At 62.6% G+C, this 17,123-nt stretch carries 29 protein-coding genes; 1 reads left to right on the top strand and 28 read right to left on the bottom strand.

Translation table 11 applies throughout. The features are described from left to right. Positions 1-125: 125 nt before the first annotated feature. From rplQ to rpsM, 4 genes are all read right to left on the bottom strand, one after another. A complete protein-coding gene (rplQ, locus tag AC1DVM_RS13120; RefSeq protein ID WP_477254867.1) occupies positions 126-545 on the bottom strand; it encodes a 50S ribosomal protein L17 in 420 nt (139 codons plus the stop codon). 133 nt (positions 546-678) lie between these two features. Further along, a complete protein-coding gene (locus tag AC1DVM_RS13115) occupies positions 679-1,698 on the bottom strand; it encodes a DNA-directed RNA polymerase subunit alpha (protein WP_477254897.1) in 1,020 nt (339 codons plus the stop codon). A gap of 107 nt (positions 1,699-1,805) precedes the next feature. Further along, a complete protein-coding gene (rpsK, locus tag AC1DVM_RS13110; protein WP_036353018.1) occupies positions 1,806-2,195 on the bottom strand; it encodes a 30S ribosomal protein S11 in 390 nt (129 codons plus the stop codon). A 151-nt stretch (positions 2,196-2,346) separates the two neighbouring features. After that, complete coding sequence (gene rpsM, locus AC1DVM_RS13105; protein WP_477254866.1) at positions 2,347-2,715, bottom strand: 30S ribosomal protein S13; 369 nt, start codon at positions 2,713-2,715, stop codon at positions 2,347-2,349. Between the two features lie 637 nt (positions 2,716-3,352). On the opposite strand from rpsM, the gene AC1DVM_RS13100 reads away from it, so the two are divergent. Further along, entirely contained in the window at positions 3,353-4,942 is a 1,590-nt protein-coding gene (locus AC1DVM_RS13100) for a M10 family metallopeptidase C-terminal domain-containing protein (RefSeq protein ID WP_477254865.1), read from the top strand. Between the two features lie 12 nt (positions 4,943-4,954). On the opposite strand, the gene AC1DVM_RS13095 is transcribed toward AC1DVM_RS13100, so the two are convergent. From AC1DVM_RS13095 to AC1DVM_RS12980, 24 genes are all read right to left on the bottom strand, one after another. After that, positions 4,955-5,536, bottom strand: coding sequence for an adenylate kinase (locus AC1DVM_RS13095; RefSeq protein ID WP_477254864.1), 582 nt, complete (start codon positions 5,534-5,536; stop codon positions 4,955-4,957). Positions 5,537-5,590: 54 nt separating this feature from the next. After that, complete coding sequence (gene secY, locus AC1DVM_RS13090; RefSeq protein WP_477254863.1) at positions 5,591-6,928, bottom strand: preprotein translocase subunit SecY; 1,338 nt, start codon at positions 6,926-6,928, stop codon at positions 5,591-5,593. Between the two features lie 122 nt (positions 6,929-7,050). Further along, the gene (gene rplO, locus AC1DVM_RS13085; protein WP_477254862.1) at positions 7,051-7,524 is read right to left on the bottom strand and encodes a 50S ribosomal protein L15; all 474 of its coding nucleotides are present in this window, start codon (positions 7,522-7,524) and stop codon (positions 7,051-7,053) included. Positions 7,525-7,534: 10 nt separating this feature from the next. Next, the gene (rpmD, locus tag AC1DVM_RS13080) at positions 7,535-7,756 is read right to left on the bottom strand and encodes a 50S ribosomal protein L30 (RefSeq protein ID WP_477254861.1); all 222 of its coding nucleotides are present in this window, start codon (positions 7,754-7,756) and stop codon (positions 7,535-7,537) included. A gap of 14 nt (positions 7,757-7,770) precedes the next feature. Next, a complete protein-coding gene (rpsE, locus tag AC1DVM_RS13075) occupies positions 7,771-8,337 on the bottom strand; it encodes a 30S ribosomal protein S5 (RefSeq protein ID WP_150948333.1) in 567 nt (188 codons plus the stop codon). Between the two features lie 166 nt (positions 8,338-8,503). Further along, positions 8,504-8,866, bottom strand: coding sequence for a 50S ribosomal protein L18 (gene rplR / locus AC1DVM_RS13070; protein ID WP_150948336.1), 363 nt, complete (start codon positions 8,864-8,866; stop codon positions 8,504-8,506). A gap of 12 nt (positions 8,867-8,878) precedes the next feature. Further along, positions 8,879-9,412 carry a 50S ribosomal protein L6 gene (rplF, locus tag AC1DVM_RS13065; RefSeq protein WP_477254860.1) on the bottom strand — a complete coding sequence of 178 codons (534 nt, stop codon included), beginning with the start codon at positions 9,410-9,412 and terminating at the stop codon, positions 8,879-8,881. 54 nt (positions 9,413-9,466) lie between these two features. Further along, positions 9,467-9,862 carry a 30S ribosomal protein S8 gene (gene rpsH, locus AC1DVM_RS13060; RefSeq protein ID WP_477254859.1) on the bottom strand — a complete coding sequence of 132 codons (396 nt, stop codon included), beginning with the start codon at positions 9,860-9,862 and terminating at the stop codon, positions 9,467-9,469. Positions 9,863-9,875: 13 nt separating this feature from the next. Further along, positions 9,876-10,181 carry a 30S ribosomal protein S14 gene (rpsN, locus tag AC1DVM_RS13055; protein WP_150948348.1) on the bottom strand — a complete coding sequence of 102 codons (306 nt, stop codon included), beginning with the start codon at positions 10,179-10,181 and terminating at the stop codon, positions 9,876-9,878. A 39-nt stretch (positions 10,182-10,220) separates the two neighbouring features. After that, complete coding sequence (gene rplE / locus AC1DVM_RS13050; protein ID WP_477254858.1) at positions 10,221-10,787, bottom strand: 50S ribosomal protein L5; 567 nt, start codon at positions 10,785-10,787, stop codon at positions 10,221-10,223. Next, positions 10,780-11,097 carry a 50S ribosomal protein L24 gene (rplX, locus tag AC1DVM_RS13045; RefSeq protein ID WP_150948358.1) on the bottom strand — a complete coding sequence of 106 codons (318 nt, stop codon included), beginning with the start codon at positions 11,095-11,097 and terminating at the stop codon, positions 10,780-10,782. The genes rplE and rplX overlap by 8 nt, the downstream gene beginning before the upstream one ends. Next, positions 11,097-11,465, bottom strand: a complete 369-nt coding sequence (gene rplN / locus AC1DVM_RS13040) for a 50S ribosomal protein L14 (protein WP_009764309.1) — start codon at positions 11,463-11,465, stop codon at positions 11,097-11,099. The genes rplX and rplN overlap by 1 nt, the downstream gene beginning before the upstream one ends. Positions 11,466-11,648: 183 nt before the next feature. Further along, positions 11,649-11,888: a 30S ribosomal protein S17 gene (gene rpsQ, locus AC1DVM_RS13035; protein WP_477254857.1), complete on the bottom strand. Its 240-nt coding sequence runs from the start codon at positions 11,886-11,888 to the stop codon at positions 11,649-11,651. Positions 11,889-11,899: 11 nt separating this feature from the next. Beyond that, positions 11,900-12,112 carry a 50S ribosomal protein L29 gene (gene rpmC / locus AC1DVM_RS13030; protein ID WP_477254856.1) on the bottom strand — a complete coding sequence of 71 codons (213 nt, stop codon included), beginning with the start codon at positions 12,110-12,112 and terminating at the stop codon, positions 11,900-11,902. 10 nt (positions 12,113-12,122) lie between these two features. Beyond that, complete coding sequence (gene rplP, locus AC1DVM_RS13025; protein WP_210484412.1) at positions 12,123-12,536, bottom strand: 50S ribosomal protein L16; 414 nt, start codon at positions 12,534-12,536, stop codon at positions 12,123-12,125. A 28-nt stretch (positions 12,537-12,564) separates the two neighbouring features. After that, positions 12,565-13,269, bottom strand: coding sequence for a 30S ribosomal protein S3 (gene rpsC / locus AC1DVM_RS13020; RefSeq protein WP_477254855.1), 705 nt, complete (start codon positions 13,267-13,269; stop codon positions 12,565-12,567). A gap of 10 nt (positions 13,270-13,279) precedes the next feature. After that, the gene (rplV, locus tag AC1DVM_RS13015; RefSeq protein ID WP_477254854.1) at positions 13,280-13,666 is read right to left on the bottom strand and encodes a 50S ribosomal protein L22; all 387 of its coding nucleotides are present in this window, start codon (positions 13,664-13,666) and stop codon (positions 13,280-13,282) included. Beyond that, positions 13,666-13,944: a 30S ribosomal protein S19 gene (gene rpsS, locus AC1DVM_RS13010; protein WP_150948377.1), complete on the bottom strand. Its 279-nt coding sequence runs from the start codon at positions 13,942-13,944 to the stop codon at positions 13,666-13,668. Before rpsS ends, rplV begins: the two co-directional genes overlap by 1 nt. 15 nt (positions 13,945-13,959) lie before the next feature. Continuing rightward, positions 13,960-14,796, bottom strand: a complete 837-nt coding sequence (gene rplB / locus AC1DVM_RS13005) for a 50S ribosomal protein L2 (RefSeq protein WP_477254853.1) — start codon at positions 14,794-14,796, stop codon at positions 13,960-13,962. Between the two features lie 20 nt (positions 14,797-14,816). Continuing rightward, positions 14,817-15,113 (bottom strand): 50S ribosomal protein L23, encoded by a 297-nt coding sequence (locus AC1DVM_RS13000; RefSeq protein WP_150948383.1) that lies wholly within the window; start codon positions 15,111-15,113, stop codon positions 14,817-14,819. Then, positions 15,110-15,730 (bottom strand): 50S ribosomal protein L4, encoded by a 621-nt coding sequence (gene rplD, locus AC1DVM_RS12995; RefSeq protein ID WP_477254852.1) that lies wholly within the window; start codon positions 15,728-15,730, stop codon positions 15,110-15,112. The genes AC1DVM_RS13000 and rplD overlap by 4 nt, the downstream gene beginning before the upstream one ends. After that, positions 15,730-16,458 carry a 50S ribosomal protein L3 gene (gene rplC, locus AC1DVM_RS12990; protein ID WP_477254851.1) on the bottom strand — a complete coding sequence of 243 codons (729 nt, stop codon included), beginning with the start codon at positions 16,456-16,458 and terminating at the stop codon, positions 15,730-15,732. The genes rplD and rplC overlap by 1 nt, the downstream gene beginning before the upstream one ends. 47 nt (positions 16,459-16,505) lie before the next feature. Continuing rightward, a complete protein-coding gene (gene rpsJ, locus AC1DVM_RS12985) occupies positions 16,506-16,811 on the bottom strand; it encodes a 30S ribosomal protein S10 (protein WP_150948393.1) in 306 nt (101 codons plus the stop codon). A 64-nt stretch (positions 16,812-16,875) separates the two neighbouring features. Continuing rightward, a partial coding sequence (locus AC1DVM_RS12980) for an EF-Tu C-terminal domain-related protein (RefSeq protein ID WP_477254850.1) occupies positions 16,876-17,123 on the bottom strand: 248 nt, incomplete at its 5' end.

The raw sequence follows: 17,123 nt of genomic DNA, 5'->3' as shown, positions 1-17,123 counted from the left end.
CGTCGCGGACGTCCTGATCGCCGAGAGGCTCACTCACCCGCGCGAAGTTGGCAGGCACCGCCAATCCAAATAACGAAAAGGGCGACCCGAAGGCCGCCCTTGATACTCTCGAAACCAGTCGTGAATTACGCAGCGGTGTCGATGACGGTTTCCTGGGTCGGGCCCGAATCCTTGCCGCGTGCTGTGACGTCGCGGTCGACGAACTCGATGACCGCCATCGGCGCGTTGTCGCCGTAGCGGAAGCCGGCCTTCATGATGCGCAGATAGCCGCCCTGGCGGGACTGGTAGCGCGGGCCGAGGACCGCGAAGAGCTTCCGGACCATGTCCTCGTCGCGCAGCTGCGACATCGCCTGACGGCGGGCGTGCAGGTCGCCGCGCTTGCCGAGCGTGATGATTTTCTCGACGATCGGACGCAGGTCCTTCGCCTTGGGCAGCGTGGTGACGATCTGCTCGTGCTTGATCAACGCTGCCGCCATGTTGGCGAACATTGCTTTGCGGTGCTCGGTCGTACGGTTCAACCGCCGACCACGAAATCCGTGACGCATGGCTCTCTCCTGATTTTACGGTCGCCGGGCCAAGGTACGACCGTCTGTTACTTGCGAGTGGCGATTAGCGAGTGGCGAATGGAAGAGCGGCCGGGAAAACCCATTCGCCACTCACCATTCGCCATTCGCGTCCTTAGTAATGCTCTTCGAAACGCTTCGCGAGGTCTTCGATGTTCTCGGGCGGCCAGCCGGGGACGTCCATGCCGAGATGGAGGCCCATGGAGGCGAGAACTTCCTTGATCTCGTTGAGCGACTTGCGGCCGAAGTTCGGCGTGCGCAGCATCTCGGCTTCCGATTTCTGGATCAGGTCGCCGATATAGACGATGTTGTCGTTCTTCAGGCAGTTCGCCGAACGGACCGACAGCTCGAGCTCGTCGACCTTCTTGAGAAGCGCAGGGTTGAACGGCAGCTGCGGCGCAGCGGTCGCGGTCTCTTCCTTGCGGGGCTCTTCGAAGTTGACGAAGACCTGAAGCTGGTCCTGGAGGATGCGCGCGGCATAAGCCACCGCGTCTTCCGGGGAGATCGAGCCGTTGGTCTCAACCGTCATGATGAGCTTGTCGTAATCGAGAATCTGGCCCTCGCGGGTGTTCTCGATCCGGTACGACACCTTGCGGACCGGGCTGTAGAGGCTGTCGACCGGGATCAGGCCGATCGGCGCGTCCTCGGCGCGGTTGCGTTCCGCGGGCACATAGCCCTTGCCCATGTCGACGGTGAACTCCATGCGGATTTCCGCGCCCTCGTCGAGGGTGCAGAGCACGAGTTCGGGGTTCAGGATCTGGACGTCGCCCACCGTGTTGATGTCGCCGGCCGTGACCAGGCCGGGGCCGGTCTTGCGGAGCGTCATGCGCTTCGCGCCTTCGCCCTGCATGCGGATTGCGACGTTCTTCACGTTCAGGACGATATCCGTCACGTCCTCGCGGACGCCGGGGATCGACGAGAACTCATGCAGCACGCCGTCGATATGGATCGACGTGACCGCGGCGCCCTGGAGGGACGACAGCAGTACGCGGCGCAGGGAGTTGCCGAGGGTCGTACCGAAACCACGCTCGAGGGGCTCCGCTACGACCGTCGCGACGCGCTTCGGATCGTCGCCGGGCGCGACTTCGAGTTTGTTCGGCTTAATAAGCTCTTGCCAGTTCTTCTGGATCACGATCGGCACCTTCTCTGTACGAGTGGCGAACTTCTAGCGAATGGCGAATGGCGAATGGCGAATGGTTTGAGATCCACTCGCCATTCGCCACAAACCATTCGCCCTTTTGATCAGACGCGGCGACGCTTGCGCGGGCGGCAGCCATTGTGCGGGATCGGCGTCACGTCACGGATCGACGTGACGGTGAAACCCGCCGACTGGAGCGCGCGGAGCGCGGATTCGCGTCCCGAACCGGGGCCGGAAACCTCGACCTCGAGGGTGCGCATGCCGTGCTCGGAGGCCTTGCGGGCCGCGTCTTCGGCAGCGATCTGGGCTGCATATGGGGTCGACTTGCGCGAGCCCTTGAAACCCATGGCGCCGGCGGAGGACCACGAGATCGTGTTGCCCTGCGCGTCGGTGATGGTGATCATCGTGTTGTTGAACGAGGCGTTCACGTGAGCGACGCCCGACACGATGTTCTTGCGTTCGCGGCGGCGAACGCGGGTAGCTTCTTTAGCCATTCTATCCGTCCTTCAAGCGCGCCCGTCATGCCAGGCGCTCGGGATTGCAATTTCGATTTCGGACCTCGGGAGGGCGCATGTGGCGCGAGCCCGAGGCCAGTGCCGGGACGAGCCCGGCGAGGATCGCGAGGCGGGTAACCCGCCGTCTCGATTACTTCTTCTTGCCGGCGATCGGCTTGGACTTGCCCTTGCGGGTGCGCGCATTGGTGTGCGTGCGCTGGCCGCGAACGGGCAGGCTGCGGCGATGGCGAAGGCCGCGATACGCGCCCAGATCCATCAGGCGCTTGATGTTCATGGAGACTTCGCGGCGAAGGTCGCCTTCCACCATGTAGTCGCGATCGATGGTCTCGCGGATCGCCAGAATTTCGGCGTCGGTCAACTGGTTCACGCGGCGCTCGGCCGGAATGTTGACCTTGGTGACGATCTCCTCGGCCTTCTTGGCGCCGATGCCGTGGATATACTGAAGCGCGATGATCACGCGCTTGTTGGTCGGGATGTTGACGCCTGCAATACGGGCCATCGTTATCTCCATGTCGCCGAAACCGAAGGTTCCGGAGTGAAGCGTTACCGCTTCGGCTGATGTTATCGCGCGTCCGGTGGAGGCCGGCCCTTGCGCGGGCTTGAGGAACACGACAATCCGGAGCGGCCTCTCACGAGGCACTCCGGGTCGCGTATTTCTTTAGAGAGCGGGTTCCATAGATCAGCAATGCCCCCGCGTCAAGGCCGAAACGCCGGCGTGGCCAAAGGGAGCACGTCCGACCGCCGGGTAGCCGGGGGGACCCGGCGAGCCGCAGCGTGCCGCAGCCCCCCGTTTTCTAATCATGGGCACAATGGGGTCAAGCAATATCTCATAGGTGTGAAACGTCACCCCGAGTGACAATCGTCACAACGCGGAGAAACGGCTGTCGTTTTGGGTTGATGTCGTTATTTTAGAGGAATATCGTTCTAAGAGATACAATATGCTCCAACAAACTACATCAATCATTATGGAATTTTGGGTTTCAGATCAGAGAATTTACTGCGGTTTGCATATTAATACTTTAGGCAGCGGAGTTTTTCGTTCGACAACAACCGACCAACTGCCCTCACCCCATCGAGGGCGTCGACCGTTCCGCGACACCGAGAGAAAGTCCTGACCACCTGACAGGGAGACCACCATGAGGGGGAGTTTTGGCAATGACAGGCTGGTCGGCGGCGGCGGCCGCGACCTGCTCGACGGGCGGCGCGGGGACGATCACCTGATGGGCCGCGGACACGACGACACCCTGATCGGGAGTGTCGGACGGGACTATCTCGAGGGCGGACGAGGCAATGACAGGCTGTCTGGAGGAGCGCAAGCGGATCGCCTCGTCGGCGGCTTCGGCCGCGATGTACTCGACGGAGGCAAGGGCAACGACCGGCTGAGCGGGGGCCACCATGATGACAGGCTCTCCGGGGGCATCGGACGCGATGTGCTCGACGGCGGCCACGGAGACGACGTGATCGTCGGCGGCGGCGGCGCCGACCGGATGGCGGGACGCGTAGGTCATGACTCCTTCGTCTTCTCGTCGCTCGCCGAGACGGGGACCGGCAAGTCCCGCGACGTCATCGTCGATTTCACACCCGGCGACGACATGATCGATGTCTCGGGCCTCGATGCCGATTCCTCCCATCCGGGCCTGGACGCTTTCTCCGTGCTGCTGGCAGCGAGCGCGTCATTCACTTCCGCGGGGCAGCTCCGCTACGATTCGAGCACGGGCCTTCTTTACGGGAATACCGACGCCGACAGCGAGGCGGAGTTCGAAATCCTGCTCGCGAGCAAACCGGCCCATCTCGTTCTGGACCGCGACATTCGGCCGGTCGCCCACGGCATCCCTCCTCTCCCTCCTCTCCCTCCTCTCCCTCCTCTCCCTCCTCTCCCGCCTCTCCCGCCTCCGGGTCCCGGGCCGATCGTGAGCGGCTATGACAAAACGATCCTGCTGGACCAGCCGACTCTATTCCTTCCCCTGGCGGACGCCGGGCGTGCCTTGCAGGAAACCGATCGCATGCATGCGGACAGGGAGGGGACATACCATCACGCCGTGTCTCCCGCGCGCATGCCGAACGGCGATGGGGCGGCCGGGTTCGACGGCCTCGGCAGTTACTTCGAGTTTCCGGACGCGCCCGACCTCTCGGTCACGAAAACCGGCATTCTCACCATCGAGGCGTGGCTGCGCCCGGATGCGCTGATCTTCCCGATGCAGGAAGGCAGCGGCTATCTTCACTGGATGGGAAAGGGGGAACTGGGAGACGGAGCAACGCCCGATCGGATGGAATGGGCAGCCCGGATCTATGGCGCCAACAACACCGACATCCCTTGGCGCGAGAACCGCATTTCCGGCTACGCCTACAACATGGAAGGCGGGCGTGGCATCGGCTCCTATTTTCAGGATGACATCGCACCGGGTGACTGGATCCACTATGTGCTGGTGATCAACACGACACCCGACGACGCACAGGATCCCGGATACACCAGGATTTACCGCGATGGCAGCAACGCGCTGTCGCTCTCATCCACTCCCTGGGACGACATGGATTCGCTGCTGGAATTCTGGCCGGACCCGACCACCCCGCATCTGATCTCGCCCGGCGACGGCGATTCTCCACTCCGTATTGGAACGCGCGACTTCCGCTCGTTCTTCCAGGGAGCGGTGGGAAAGGTCGCGATCTACGATCACGAGCTGACGCCGCAGCAGATCCAGAGCCACTACGAGGCCATGTGGAGCTGATGGAAGCCCGGTCTACCGACCCAGAATTCCCTTGATCGACTCGGTGACTTCGTCGATCGGCCGCATGCCGTCGACGGTCCTGAGCGACCCCTTCTGGGCGTAATAGGCCGAGAGAGGGGCGGTCTGGTTGCGGAAGGCTTCGAGGCGGGTCTTGAACACGTCCGGGTTGTCGTCCTTGCGGACCGGCTCGCCACGGGCCTCGGTGTCGGCAGCACGGCGGACGATGCGGTCGACGAGTTCCTGTTCGTTGACCTTGAATTCGATGACGGCGTCAAGCTTGAGCCCCTTGTCGGCGAGCATCCGGTCGAAGGCCTCGGCCTGCGCGACCGTGCGGGGAAAGCCGTCGAGAATGAAGCCGTTGCGGGCGTCGGTCTCCTCGATCCGGTCGGCGATGATGCCGACGACCACGTCGTCGGAGACGAGATCGCCGCGATCCATGATGGCCTTGGCCTTCACGCCGATCGCAGTGCCGGCCGCAACCGCTGCGCGGAGCATGTCGCCTGTCGAGAGCTGGGGAATGCCCAGCCGCTCGACCAGTCGCACGGCCTGGGTGCCTTTACCGGCCCCTGGCGGCCCGAGCAGAATCATTCTCATCGACGTCCCCCTGACTTCGTCGAACCCCTCGCCGCGCGGCGAGGGTCGATTTTCTTAGCGCCGCCGCCCGCCCTTGAGCTTGGCCTTCTTCACGAGCCCCTCATACTGGTGAGCCAGAAGGTGCCCGTGAACCTGGGCGACGGTATCCATCGTAACGGACACGACGATCAGGAGCGAGGTCCCGCCGAAATAGAATGGCAGGGCCGCATACGAGACCAGAATCTCTGGAATCAAACAGATGATGACCAGATATGCTGCACCGATAACGGTGATGCGTGTCAACACCTGATCGATGAAGTCGGCCGTGCGCTCGCCGGGACGGATGCCGGGAATGAAGCCGCCCTGCTTCTTCAGGTTGTCCGCCGTCTCGGTGGGGTTGAACACGATGGCGGTGTAGAAGAACGCGAAGAACACGATCAGCGCGGCGTAGAGGAACATGTAGGCGGGGCGGCCGTGACCGAGATAGGTGGTCAGCATGGAGATCCAGCCGGTCCCGTCCGACGACGCCTGGAAGCTGGCGATCGTCGCCGGCAGCAGCAGGAGCGAGGACGCGAAGATCGGCGGGATCACGCCCGCGGTGTTGAGCTTCAGCGGCAGGAACGAGGTCTGGCCCTCGTAGAGCTTGTTGCCGACCTGGCGCTTCGGATAATTGATCAGGAGCCTGCGCTGCGCGCGCTCCATGAACACCACGAAGTAGATGATCGCCGCGATCATCACGATGACGCCGATGATCAACCCGGTCGAGATCGCGCCCTGACGGCCGAGTTCGAGGGTGCCGGCGATGGCCGTCGGCAGGTTCGCCACGATGCCCGCGAAGATGATCAGCGAGGTGCCGTTGCCGATGCCGCGCGAGGTGATCTGTTCGCCGAGCCACATCAGGAACAACGTGCCGCCGGTGAGCGTGATCACCGAGGAGATCAGGAAGAACGGCCCGGGCGACAGCACGATGGTGCCGGAGCTCTGCAGCCCGACGGCGATGCCCCACGACTGGAACACGGCCAGCAGAACCGTGAGATAGCGGGTGTATTGGTTGAGGATCTTGCGGCCCGATTCACCCTCTTTCTTGAGGGCTTCGAGCGAGGGCAGCACCGAGGTCAGCAACTGAACGATGATCGATGCCGAAATGTACGGCATGATGTTCAGGGCGAAAATCGCCATGCGCTCGACCGCGCCGCCGGAAAACATGTTGAACAGGCCGAGCACGCCGCCACTGGCGCCCTGGAAGCTCTGCCGCAGCGCCTCGGGGTCGATCCCCGGGAGCGGAATGTAGGTGCCGAGGCGATAGACGATCAGCGCACCGAGGGTGAACCAAATGCGCTTCTTCAACTCCTCCGCTTTAGCGATCGAACCGAAGTTGATGTTGGCGGCAAGTTGTTCGGCTGCTGAAGCCATGGCGTCGTCCYCGAAATACCGACTACGTGCGGACTATGGAAATGTCGTGGTCATCATGAAAACGGCGGCCGCACGATCAGACGCGGGCCGCCGCTTGGATCAAGGTCAATGTGGGTTCAGGCTCACGCCTCTGCAACGGCGCCCAGAAGGGAAACCGAGCCACCCGCCTTTTCGATCGCCTCGACGGCCGACTTCGATGCGCCGACAACCTGGAAGGAGAGCTTCGTCTTGAGCTCGCCCACGCCCAGGATCTTCACACCGTCGCGCGGCTTGGAGACCACGCCGGCTGCGACCAGGGACTCGACCGTGATCGGCGCGCTCTTGTCGAGCTTGCCGGCTTCGATCGCCTRCTGGATGCGGCCGACATTGACCTCGTTGAGGTCACGGGCGTTGATGTTGTTGAAGCCGCGCTTGGGCAGGCGACGATGCAGCGGCATCTGGCCGCCTTCGAAGCCCTTGATGGCGACGCCCGAACGGGACGTCTGGCCCTTCACGCCGCGACCGCCGGTCTTGCCCTTGCCGGAACCGATACCACGGCCGACACGCATCCGGTTCTTGGTCGCGCCTTCGTTGTCACGAATTTCATTGAGTTTCATGACGCTCTCCTCACTGCGCCGCGTTCTTGTCGTCAGAGACGACGCGAACGAGGTGCTTGACCTTTTCGATCATGCCGCGAACCGAAGGGGTGTCGGCGAGAGTCGAGGTACGGTGGAGCTTGTTGAGCTTCAGGCCCACCAGCGTTGCGCGCTGGCTGCCATCGCGGCGGATCGGCGAACCGGTCTGCTCAACGGTGAGTGTTGTTGCTGCTGCGGCAGGCTTCTTTGCCATGGATCAAGCCTCCCTTACGCTTCTGAGCCGACGACGTCGGCGTCGGATGCATCGCGGCGGCGGCCCTGGAGCGTCGAAACCTTCAAGCCACGGCGCGCGGCAACCGAGCGCGGGCTGTCTTCGTTCTTGAGCGCGTCGAAAGTCGCGCGAACGAGGTTGTAGGGGTTCGACGAGCCGAGCGACTTGGCGACGACGTCCTGCATGCCGAGCGTCTCGAAGACGGCGCGCATCGGGCCGCCGGCGATGATGCCGGTACCCTGGGGAGCCGAGCGCAGGATGACCTTGCCGGCGCCGTGGCGGCCGTTCACGTCATGATGCAGGGTGCGGCCCTCGCGGAGCGCCACGCGGATCAAGCCGCGCTTTGCAGCCTCTGTCGCTTTGCGGATCGCTTCCGGGACTTCGCGAGCCTTGCCATGACCGAAGCCGACGCGGCCCTTCTGGTCGCCGACGACGACGAGCGCGGCGAAGCCGAAGCGACGGCCGCCCTTCACGACTTTCGCGACGCGGTTGATGTGAACCAACCGATCGACGAATTCGCTGTCGCGGTCATCGCGATCGCGTTCTCTGGGTTCTCTTGCCATAAGACCTCTCACTTGCGCAGGCGGCGGGCCTGCTCGCTAAGGGTGAATATAAAAAACAATCCGCCGTATCGCCCCGTCCGGACCATCAGGAGCCGGAAAGCGCGGAACCTCGATGCCTGTCGCGGTAGCCGGCCCTTGGGGCCGATCCGCGTTCAAGCGTGTTCGTTTAGAAATCCAGACCGCCTTCGCGGGCGGCGTCGGCCAGGGCCTTCACGCGTCCGTGGAAGAGGTAGCCCGAACGGTCGAAGATCACCTGCTTGACGCCGGCTTTCGTCGCACGCTCCGCCACCAGCTTGCCAACTTCCTTCGCCGCCTCGACGGTGGCTCCGGTCTTCAGCTTGCCCTTGACGTCCTTCTCGATCGTGGACGCCGCTGCGACGGTGACACCGCGCACGTCGTCGATGATCTGAGCGTAGATCTGCTTGGAAGAACGGAAGACCGACAGGCGCGGGCGACCGTTAGCAGCTTTCTTGATCGCACGGCGCACACGAGCCTTGCGGCGATCTTCAGCGCCTTGTTTCTCAGCCATGATGCGTCGTCCTTACTTCTTCTTGCCTTCCTTGCGGAAGATGAATTCGCCAGCGTACTTGACGCCCTTGCCCTTGTAGGGTTCGGGGCCGCGATAATCGCGGATTTCAGCAGCCGCCTGGCCAACTTTCTGCTTGTCGGTTCCCGACACGACCACTTCGGTCGGCTTGGGAGTGACGATGGTCACGCCAGCCGGGATCTCGTAATCGATGTCGTGGCTGTAGCCGAGCGAGAGCTTGAGGATCTTGCCCGCGACGGCGGCCTTGTAGCCGACGCCGTTGATCTCCAGGCGCTTCTCGAAGCCCTTGGAGACGCCCTCGGCCAGGTTTGCCAGCTGAGAGCGAGACATGCCCCACTTCGCACGAGCCGTCTTGGAATCGTCGCGCGGCTTCACCGCGACCGCACCATCCTCAAGCGCAACCGTGACTTCCTCGGGCACCAGGAACGAGAGCTCGCCCTTTGCACCCTTCATCTTAACGTTCTGACCCTCGACGGTCGCCGTCACACCTGACGGAACCGCTACGGGCTTTTTGCCTACTCGAGACATTTTCGAAACTCCGTGGTTCTGTGCTGATGCTCAATCTTCCAATGACACGAAGTCTTAGAAGACCTGGCAGAGCACTTCGCCGCCCACGTTCTTCTCGCGAGCCTCATGATCGGCCATCACGCCCTGGGGCGTCGACAGAATGGTGATGCCCAATCCGTCAGCCACGCGGGGCATGGCGTCGACGGATGCGTACACGCGGCGACCGGGCTTCGAGACACGCTTGATCGAGCGGATCACGGGCTGGCCGTCGTAGTACTTCAGCTCGATCGAGAACTCCGTCCGGCCGTTGCCGAACTCGGTCTGCGAGTAGTCGCGGATATATCCCTCGGTCTTGAGAACCTCGAGGACACGGGCGCGAAGGGTCGAGCCTGGGGTGGAAACCGTGCCGCGACGGCGCATCTGCGCGTTGCGGATACGGGTGAGCATATCGCCCAATGGATCATTGATCATGGATGCTCTCCTCCTACCAGCTCGACTTCACGAGACCTGGGATCAGGCCTTGCGAACCCAGCTCGCGCAGGGCGATGCGGGACATGCCGAGCTTGCGGTAATAGGCCCGCGGGCGGCCGGTCACTTCGCAGCGATTGCGGATGCGCGTCGCGCTGGAATTGCGCGGCAGCTCAGCCAGCTTGAGGCGCGCGTCGAAGCGCTCCTCCATGGATTTCGACTCGTCGTTGGCGACCGCCAGCAGGCGCTCGCGGCGGCCGGCGAATTTCTTCACCAGTTCGCGACGGTGCTTGTTCTTCTCGATAGCGCTTTTTTTAGCCATTGATATTTCTCCAGTGTCCGCGTCTGAGAACGGATGTTCTCACTGCCGGAACGGGAAGTTGAAGTGGCGCAGGAGTGCGCGGGCCTCGTCGTCGGTCTTCGCAGACGTCGCGATGACCACGTCCATGCCCCAGACTTGCTCGGCCTTGTCGTAGTTGATCTCAGGGAACACCAGGTGCTCCTTGATGCCGAGGGCGTAGTTGCCGCGGCCGTCGAACGACTTGGGGTTCAGGCCCCGGAAGTCGCGGACGCGAGGCAGAGCGATCGTCACGAGACGATCCATGAACTCGAACATGCGAGTTTTGCGGAGCGTCACCTTGGCGCCGATCGGCATGTTCTCGCGGACCTTGAACTGCGAGATCGCCTTGCGGGCCTTCGTGATCACCGGCTTCTGGCCGGCAATCAGCGCCAGATCCGCAGCGGCCACGGTGGCCTTCTTCGAATCCGCCGTCGACTCGCCAACGCCCATGTTGAGGACGATCTTGGTGATCGTCGGCACTTCCATGGGGTTCTTGTAGCCGAATTCTTCGATCAGCGCCGGACGCACTACGTCTTCGTAGTGCTTCTTCATGCGCGGAGTGTAGCCGTCCACCTGGGCCTTAGCCATCGATCAGGTCTCCCGAACGCTTGGCGAACCGGACCTTGCGGCCGTCGTCCAGAGTTTTGAATCCAACCCGGGTCGGCTTGCCGTCCTTCGGGTCCGCATAGGCCAGGTTCGACAGGTGAAGCGGCGCCTCTTTCGAGATGATGCCGGCCTCCTGGGCTCCCGTCTGGCGCTGGTGGCGCTTGACGAGGTTGACGCCACGGACGAGCGCACGCTCCTCCTTGGGCATCACCTGGACGACTTCGCCGGTCTTGCCCTTGTCGCGACCGGCCAGAATGACGACCTTATCGCCCTTCTTGATCTTCGCGGCCATTAGAGCACCTCCGGCGCAAGCGAGATGATTTTCATGTGATTCTTGGCGCGCAGTTCACGGGGAACGGGGCCGAAGATACGCGTGCCGACCGGCTCCTTCTGATTGTTGATCAGAACGGCGGCATTCCGGTCGAACCGGATCACCGAGCCGTCGGCGCGACGGATGTCCTTGGCGGTGCGAACGACGACCGCCTTCATGACGTCGCCCTTCTTCACGCGACCGCGCGGGATGGCTTCTTTAACGGAGACGACGATAATATCGCCGACGGAAGCGTATTTACGCTTCGAACCGCCGAGAACCTTGATGCACATCACGCGACGCGCGCCGGAATTGTCGGCGACGTCCAGATTCGTCTGCATCTGGATCATGGCTTTGATCCTTTCCTTTGTTTCAGACAGGTTTCCGGGCCAAGGCACGATTGCCTTCCCGGACTACGCCTGATGGGGATCTGCAGTCCCCTGCCCTTCATGTCGAGAAAGGCGGCCGTATACACGAGCCGCCCCCGTTAGACAAGTCCCAGGTGGAAAGCGCCAGGCGCTCTCCCGAAAGCCTTACGCTTTCGTCTGGTTGAGGAGCACCCAGGTCTTGAGCTTGGAGAGCGGCTTCGATTCCTCGATGGAAACCTGATCGCCCACTTTCGCAACGTTATTCTCATCGTGAGCGTGGTAGTTCTTCGTCCGACGCACGGTCTTCTTCATGACCGGGTGCGTGAAACGACGTTCAACCTTCACGACGACCGTCTTGTCCTGCTTGTCGCTGACAACGACGCCCTGCAAAACGCGCTTCGGCATGTTGTTCCCCTTTATGCCTTCGCCGCAGTGGCTTTCTGCCGCTGCTGCGTCTTGACGCGTGCGATGTCCCTGCGGACCTCGGTGACGCGCCCGGTGTTTTCGAGCTGGCCGGTGGCACGCTGGAAGCGGAGGTTGAACTGCTCCTTCTTCAGGTTCAGCAATTCATCCGACAATTGGTCCGTCGACATGGCCTTGATGTCAGAGGATCTCTGCTTAGACTTCATGATGCCCTCCTTACTCGGCGATGCGTTGGATGAACCGCACCTTGATCGGGAGCTTGGCGGCACCCAGACGAAGCGCCTCGCGGGCGACATCCTCCGGCACGCCGTCGATCTCGAACATGATACGGCCCGGCTTGACGCGGGCGGCCCAGAATTCGGGAGCGCCTTTGCCTTTACCCATGCGGACTTCCGTCGGCTTCGACGAAACCGGCACGTCCGGGAAAATGCGGATCCACACGCGACCGGCACGCTTCATTGCGCGCGTGATCGCCCGGCGAGCCGCCTCGATCTGACGAGCGTTCACACGCTCGGGTTCCATCGCCTTCARCCCGAACTGGCCGAAATTGAGGTCCGTACCACCTTTCGCGGTACCGGAAATCCGGCCCTTGAACTGCTTACGGAACTTGGTTTTCTTCGGTTGCAACATGGCAAACCTCTCCTGAACCCTCTAGAGCTTACGCCGCGTGATCGCGGCGGCCACTCGAGCGGCTTCCCTCTTCGTTCATCCGCTTGTCCTGCGCCATCGGGTCGTGCTCAAGGATTTCGCCCTTGAAGATCCAGACCTTGATGCCGCAGGTGCCATAGGTCGTGAAGGCCGTCGCCGTGCCGTAATCCACATCCGCGCGCAGCGTGTGCAGCGGAACGCGACCTTCGCGATACCATTCCTGACGGGCGATTTCGGCACCGCCGAGACGACCCGCGCAATTGATCCGGATGCCTTCCGCGCCGAGACGCATCGCCGATTGGACGGCGCGCTTCATGGCACGACGGAAAGCAACGCGGCGCTCGAGCTGCTGGGCGATCGAATCGGCCACCAGGGTCGCGTCGACTTCCGGCTTGCGGACTTCGACGATGTTGATGGCCACGTCCGCGTTCGTCATCTTGTTGACGAGCTTGCGCAGCTTCTCGATATCCGCGCCCTTCTTGCCGATGACCACGCCCGGACGACCCGAGTGAATGGTGACGCGGCACTTCCGGTGCGGACGCTCGATCACGATCTTCGAAACGGCAGCCTGCTTCAGTTGCTTCATGAGTGCTTCGCGGATCGCCATGTCCTCGTGCATCAGCTTGGCGTATTCGCCCTTGCCGGCGAACCAGCGGCTGTCCCAGGTCCGGTTGATGCCGAGCCGAAGACCGATCGGGTTAACTTTCTGACCCATCTGGTGCTCCTTAAGCCTGCTGTTGTTCGGCGACTTCACGAACCACGATCGTCAGGTTCGAGAAGGGCTTCAAGATACGGGCGCCACGGCCGCGAGCGCGGGCATGGAAACGCTTCATGACGAGCGCCTTGCCGACGAAAGCCTGGCTGACCACGAGATCGTCCACGTCGAGGTTGTGGTTGTTCTCGGCGTTCGCGATCGCGCTCTGGAGGCACTTCCTCACATCGAGAGCGATCCGCTTGCGCGAGAACTCGAGATCGGCGAGTGCCGCGCTCACCTTTTTGCCGCGGATAAGCTGGGCAACGAGGTTGAGCTTCTGCGGGCTGACGCGCAGCATGCGAGCGACGGCTTTCGCCTCCGTGTCACTGAGCGCGCGAGGAGTCGAGGTCTTACCCATTACTTCCTCCTCGCCTTCTTGTCGGCCGCGTGACCGTGGAAGGTCCGGGTCGGCGAAAACTCGCCGAACTTGTGACCGACCATTTCCTCGCTCACGTAGACGGGGATATGCTTCTGACCGTTGTAGACCCCAAAAGTGAGGCCGACGAACTGCGGCAGGATCGTGGAGCGACGGCTCCAGATCTTGATGACCTCGCTGCGGCCCGCACCACGGGCAGCCTCGGCCTTCTTGAGGAGGTAGCCGTCAACAAACGGGCCCTTCCAAAGCGAACGTGCCATGACGTGCCTCTGTCCTTATTTCTTCCGCGCGTGGCGGCTCGACACGATGAACTTGTCGGTCCGCTTGTTCGAACGGGTTTTCTTGCCCTTGGTCGGAATGCCCCACGGCGTCACCGGATGGCGACCGCCCGAGGTGCGACCCTCACCACCACCGTGCGGGTGGTCGATCGGGTTCATGGTCACGCCGCGGTTATGCGGACGCTTGCCGAGCCAGCGATTGCGGCCTGCCTTGCCCAACGACGTATTCATGTGGTCGGGGTTGGACACGGCGCCGACAGTGGCGAAGCAATTGCCATGGACCAGACGCTGCTCGCCCGAATTCAGGCGAACCGTGACGTAGCCCTGGTCACGACCAACGATCTGAGCGTAGGTGCCGGCGGAGCGGGCGATAGCGCCGCCCCGGCCGATCTTCAGCTCGACGTTGTGGATGATCGTCCCCACCGGCATGTTGCCGATCGGCATGGCGTTGCCTGGCTTGATGTCGACCTGCTCGCCGGCCGACACCTGATCGCCCACAGCCAAACGCTGCGGAGCCAGGATGTAGGCCTGCTCGCCATCCGCGTAGTTGATCAGCGCGATGAAGGCAGTGCGGTTGGGATCGTACTCGATCCGCTCCACGACAGCCACATCGCCCATGCGTCCACGACGCTTGAAGTCGACRAGGCGCAGSGTSCGCTTGTGRCCRCCGCCGCGAAAGCGGACGGTGACACGACCCAGATTGTTACGGCCGCCGGAGGAGCTCTTGCCCTCCGTCAGCTTCTTGACCGGCTTGCCCTTGTAGAGCTCGCTGCGGTCCACGATCACCAGCTGGCGCAGGCCGGGGGTGATTGGTTTGAATGTCTTCAAAGCCATGGGATCACTTCCTCAACCGCTCAGAGGCCCGTCGTGACGTCGATGGTTTGGCCCTCTTCGAGGGTCACAACCGCCTTCTTCACATCCGACCGCTGACCGCGCATCCCGCGGAAAATCTTCACTTTGCCCTTGGTGACGAGCGTGTTCACGCTCTTCACCTTGACGTCGAACAGTTTCTCGACCGCTTCTTTGATCTGCGGCTTCGTGGCCGTCGGGCTCACCTTGAAGACGACCTTGTTCTGATCGGACAGGGTCGTGGCCTTCTCGGTGATGACCGGGCTCACGATTACATCGTAGTGGCGCGGGTCCAGGCTCATTTGAAGCGCGCCTCCAGCGCATCGACAGCCGCCTTCGTGAGAACGAGTTTCTCGCGGCGGAGGATGTCATAGACGTTGATGCCCTGCACCGGCAGGACGTCGATGTTCGGGATGTTGCGAGCAGCCCGCTGGAAGTTCGCCTCGATCTCGACACCGCCGATGATCAATGCGCTTCCCAGACCCATCTTGCCGAAGCGGTCGATGAGGCCCTTGGTCTTGGGATCCGAAAGCTTCACGTCATCGATGATGATGAGCGACGAATCCTTGACCTTAGACGACAGGGCGTGCCGCAGAGCGAGCGCGCGGACCTTCTTGGGCAGGTCGTGCGCATGGGAGCGAACGACCGGACCGAAGGCACGTCCACCACCCCGGAACTGGGGAGCGCTCGCGGCGCCGTGGCGGGCGTTACCGGTGCCCTTCTGCTTGTACAACTTCTTGGTCGTGCGGTTGATGTCCGAACGGCCCTTGGTGGCGTGCGTGCCGGCCTGGCGCTTTGCGAGCTGCCAGCGGACGCAACGGGCAAGCAGATCGGCGCGCGGATCGAGACCGAAGATGGTCTCGTTCAGATCGACCGAGCCTGCGCTCTTGCCTTCGAGCGTGGTGATATCGAGCTTCATCACGCGTTCTCCTCTTGAGCCTGCGGTGCGGCCTCGGCAGCAGCGCCGTCAGCACCGGTCCGGAACTTGCCGGGCATCGGCACGTCGGTCGGCAGCTTCCGCTTCACCGCGTCACGGATGTAGATCCATCCGCCGGCGACGCCGGGAACGGCGCCCTCGACCAGGATCAGACCGCGCTCGACATCGGTCGACACCACGCGCAGGTTCTGCGTCGTGACGCGCTCGGCGCCGAGATGACCGGGCATCTTCTTGTTCTTGAAGGTCTTGCCAGGATCCTGACGGCCACCGGTCGAACCGATCGAGCGGTGCGACACGGAAACACCGTGGGTGGCGCGAAGACCGCCGAAGTTCCAGCGCTTCATACCGCCGGCGAAGCCCTTACCCATCGTGGTGCCCGTGACGTCCACGAACTGCCCCGCGACGAAGTGATCGGCGGTGATTTCTGCGCCCACGGGGATGACTGCATCCTCGGAGACGCGGAATTCCGCGATCTTGCGCTTCGGCTCGACGTTGGCGACGGCGAACCGTCCACGCTCGGCCTTCGAAACGTTCTTGACCTTGGCTTTACCGACGCCGACCTGCAGCGCCGTGTAGCCATTCTTGTCCATCGTCCGATGGGCGACCACTTGACATTGGTCGACCTTCAGGACCGTGACCGGGACGTGTTCACCCGCATCCGTAAAGATGCGTGTCATCCCCAACTTCTGTGCAATGACGCCTGAGCGCATGTGCGTATCCTCTCGGCGTGTCCKACCGAAAGCTCCAAGCCAAAGGCCTAGAGCTTGATCTCCACGTCCACGCCCGCGGCGAGGTCGAGCTTCATCAGCGCGTCCACCGTCTGGGGTGTGGGGTCCACGATATCGAGAACACGCTTGTGAGTGCGCATCTCGAATTGCTCACGCGACTTTTTGTCGATGTGAGGCGAGCGAAGAACCGTAAAGCGCTCGATGCGCGTCGGCAGCGGGATGGGCCCGCGAACCTGGGCGCCGGTCCGCTTCGCGGTCGACACGATTTCGCGTGTCGATGCGTCGAGGATCCGGTGGTCGAACGCCTTAAGGCGAATGCGAATATTCTGGTTCATGGCTTGACCTGTTCCAGAAGGAGGAGACCGACGGAGAGCCGGTCACCTTCTTCGATCCTCTGAATTAATCCATGACCTGCGCGACGACGCCTGCACCGACGGTGCGGCCGCCTTCGCGGATGGCGAAGCGCAGCTTCTCTTCCATGGCGATCGGCACGATCAGCTGAACGTCCATGGAGATGTTGTCGCCCGGCATCACCATCTCGGTGCCTTCAGGCAACGTCACCACGCCCGTCACGTCCGTCGTCCGGAAGTAGAATTGCGGACGGTAGTTGGTGAAGAACGGCGTATGACGGCCACCCTCCTCCTTGG

This window comes from Microvirga sp. P4_A5, assembly GCF_056402495.1.
This window is presented reverse-complemented; position numbering and strand designations above follow the sequence as displayed.

Bases quoted from the DNA above. Each gene is read 5' to 3' on its own strand.
- rplQ (WP_477254867.1), bottom strand. From the start codon at position 545: ATGCGTCACGGATTTCGTGGTCGGCGGTTGAACCGTACGACCGAGCAC.
- rpsK (WP_036353018.1), bottom strand. From the start codon at position 2,195: ATGGCTAAAGAAGCTACCCGCGTTCGCCGCCGCGAACGCAAGAACATC.
- rpsM (WP_477254866.1), bottom strand. From the start codon at position 2,715: ATGGCCCGTATTGCAGGCGTCAACATCCCGACCAACAAGCGCGTGATC.
- AC1DVM_RS13100 (WP_477254865.1), top strand. From the start codon at position 3,353: ATGAGGGGGAGTTTTGGCAATGACAGGCTGGTCGGCGGCGGCGGCCGC.
- AC1DVM_RS13095 (WP_477254864.1), bottom strand. From the start codon at position 5,536: ATGAGAATGATTCTGCTCGGGCCGCCAGGGGCCGGTAAAGGCACCCAG.
- secY (WP_477254863.1), bottom strand. From the start codon at position 6,928: ATGGCTTCAGCAGCCGAACAACTTGCCGCCAACATCAACTTCGGTTCG.
- rpmD (WP_477254861.1), bottom strand. From the start codon at position 7,756: ATGGCAAAGAAGCCTGCCGCAGCAGCAACAACACTCACCGTTGAGCAG.
- rpsE (WP_150948333.1), bottom strand. From the start codon at position 8,337: ATGGCAAGAGAACCCAGAGAACGCGATCGCGATGACCGCGACAGCGAA.
- rplR (WP_150948336.1), bottom strand. From the start codon at position 8,866: ATGGCTGAGAAACAAGGCGCTGAAGATCGCCGCAAGGCTCGTGTGCGC.
- rplF (WP_477254860.1), bottom strand. From the start codon at position 9,412: ATGTCTCGAGTAGGCAAAAAGCCCGTAGCGGTTCCGTCAGGTGTGACG.
- rpsH (WP_477254859.1), bottom strand. From the start codon at position 9,862: ATGATCAATGATCCATTGGGCGATATGCTCACCCGTATCCGCAACGCG.
- rpsN (WP_150948348.1), bottom strand. From the start codon at position 10,181: ATGGCTAAAAAAAGCGCTATCGAGAAGAACAAGCACCGTCGCGAACTG.
- rplE (WP_477254858.1), bottom strand. From the start codon at position 10,787: ATGGCTAAGGCCCAGGTGGACGGCTACACTCCGCGCATGAAGAAGCAC.
- rplX (WP_150948358.1), bottom strand. From the start codon at position 11,097: ATGGCCGCGAAGATCAAGAAGGGCGATAAGGTCGTCATTCTGGCCGGT.
- rplN (WP_009764309.1), bottom strand. From the start codon at position 11,465: ATGATCCAGATGCAGACGAATCTGGACGTCGCCGACAATTCCGGCGCG.
- rpsQ (WP_477254857.1), bottom strand. From the start codon at position 11,888: ATGCCGAAGCGCGTTTTGCAGGGCGTCGTTGTCAGCGACAAGCAGGAC.
- rpmC (WP_477254856.1), bottom strand. From the start codon at position 12,112: ATGAAGTCTAAGCAGAGATCCTCTGACATCAAGGCCATGTCGACGGAC.
- rpsC (WP_477254855.1), bottom strand. From the start codon at position 13,269: ATGGGTCAGAAAGTTAACCCGATCGGTCTTCGGCTCGGCATCAACCGG.
- rplV (WP_477254854.1), bottom strand. From the start codon at position 13,666: ATGGGTAAGACCTCGACTCCTCGCGCGCTCAGTGACACGGAGGCGAAA.
- rpsS (WP_150948377.1), bottom strand. From the start codon at position 13,944: ATGGCACGTTCGCTTTGGAAGGGCCCGTTTGTTGACGGCTACCTCCTC.
- AC1DVM_RS13000 (WP_150948383.1), bottom strand. From the start codon at position 15,113: ATGAGCCTGGACCCGCGCCACTACGATGTAATCGTGAGCCCGGTCATC.
- rplD (WP_477254852.1), bottom strand. From the start codon at position 15,730: ATGAAGCTCGATATCACCACGCTCGAAGGCAAGAGCGCAGGCTCGGTC.
- rplC (WP_477254851.1), bottom strand. From the start codon at position 16,458: ATGCGCTCAGGCGTCATTGCACAGAAGTTGGGGATGACACGCATCTTT.
- rpsJ (WP_150948393.1), bottom strand. From the start codon at position 16,811: ATGAACCAGAATATTCGCATTCGCCTTAAGGCGTTCGACCACCGGATC.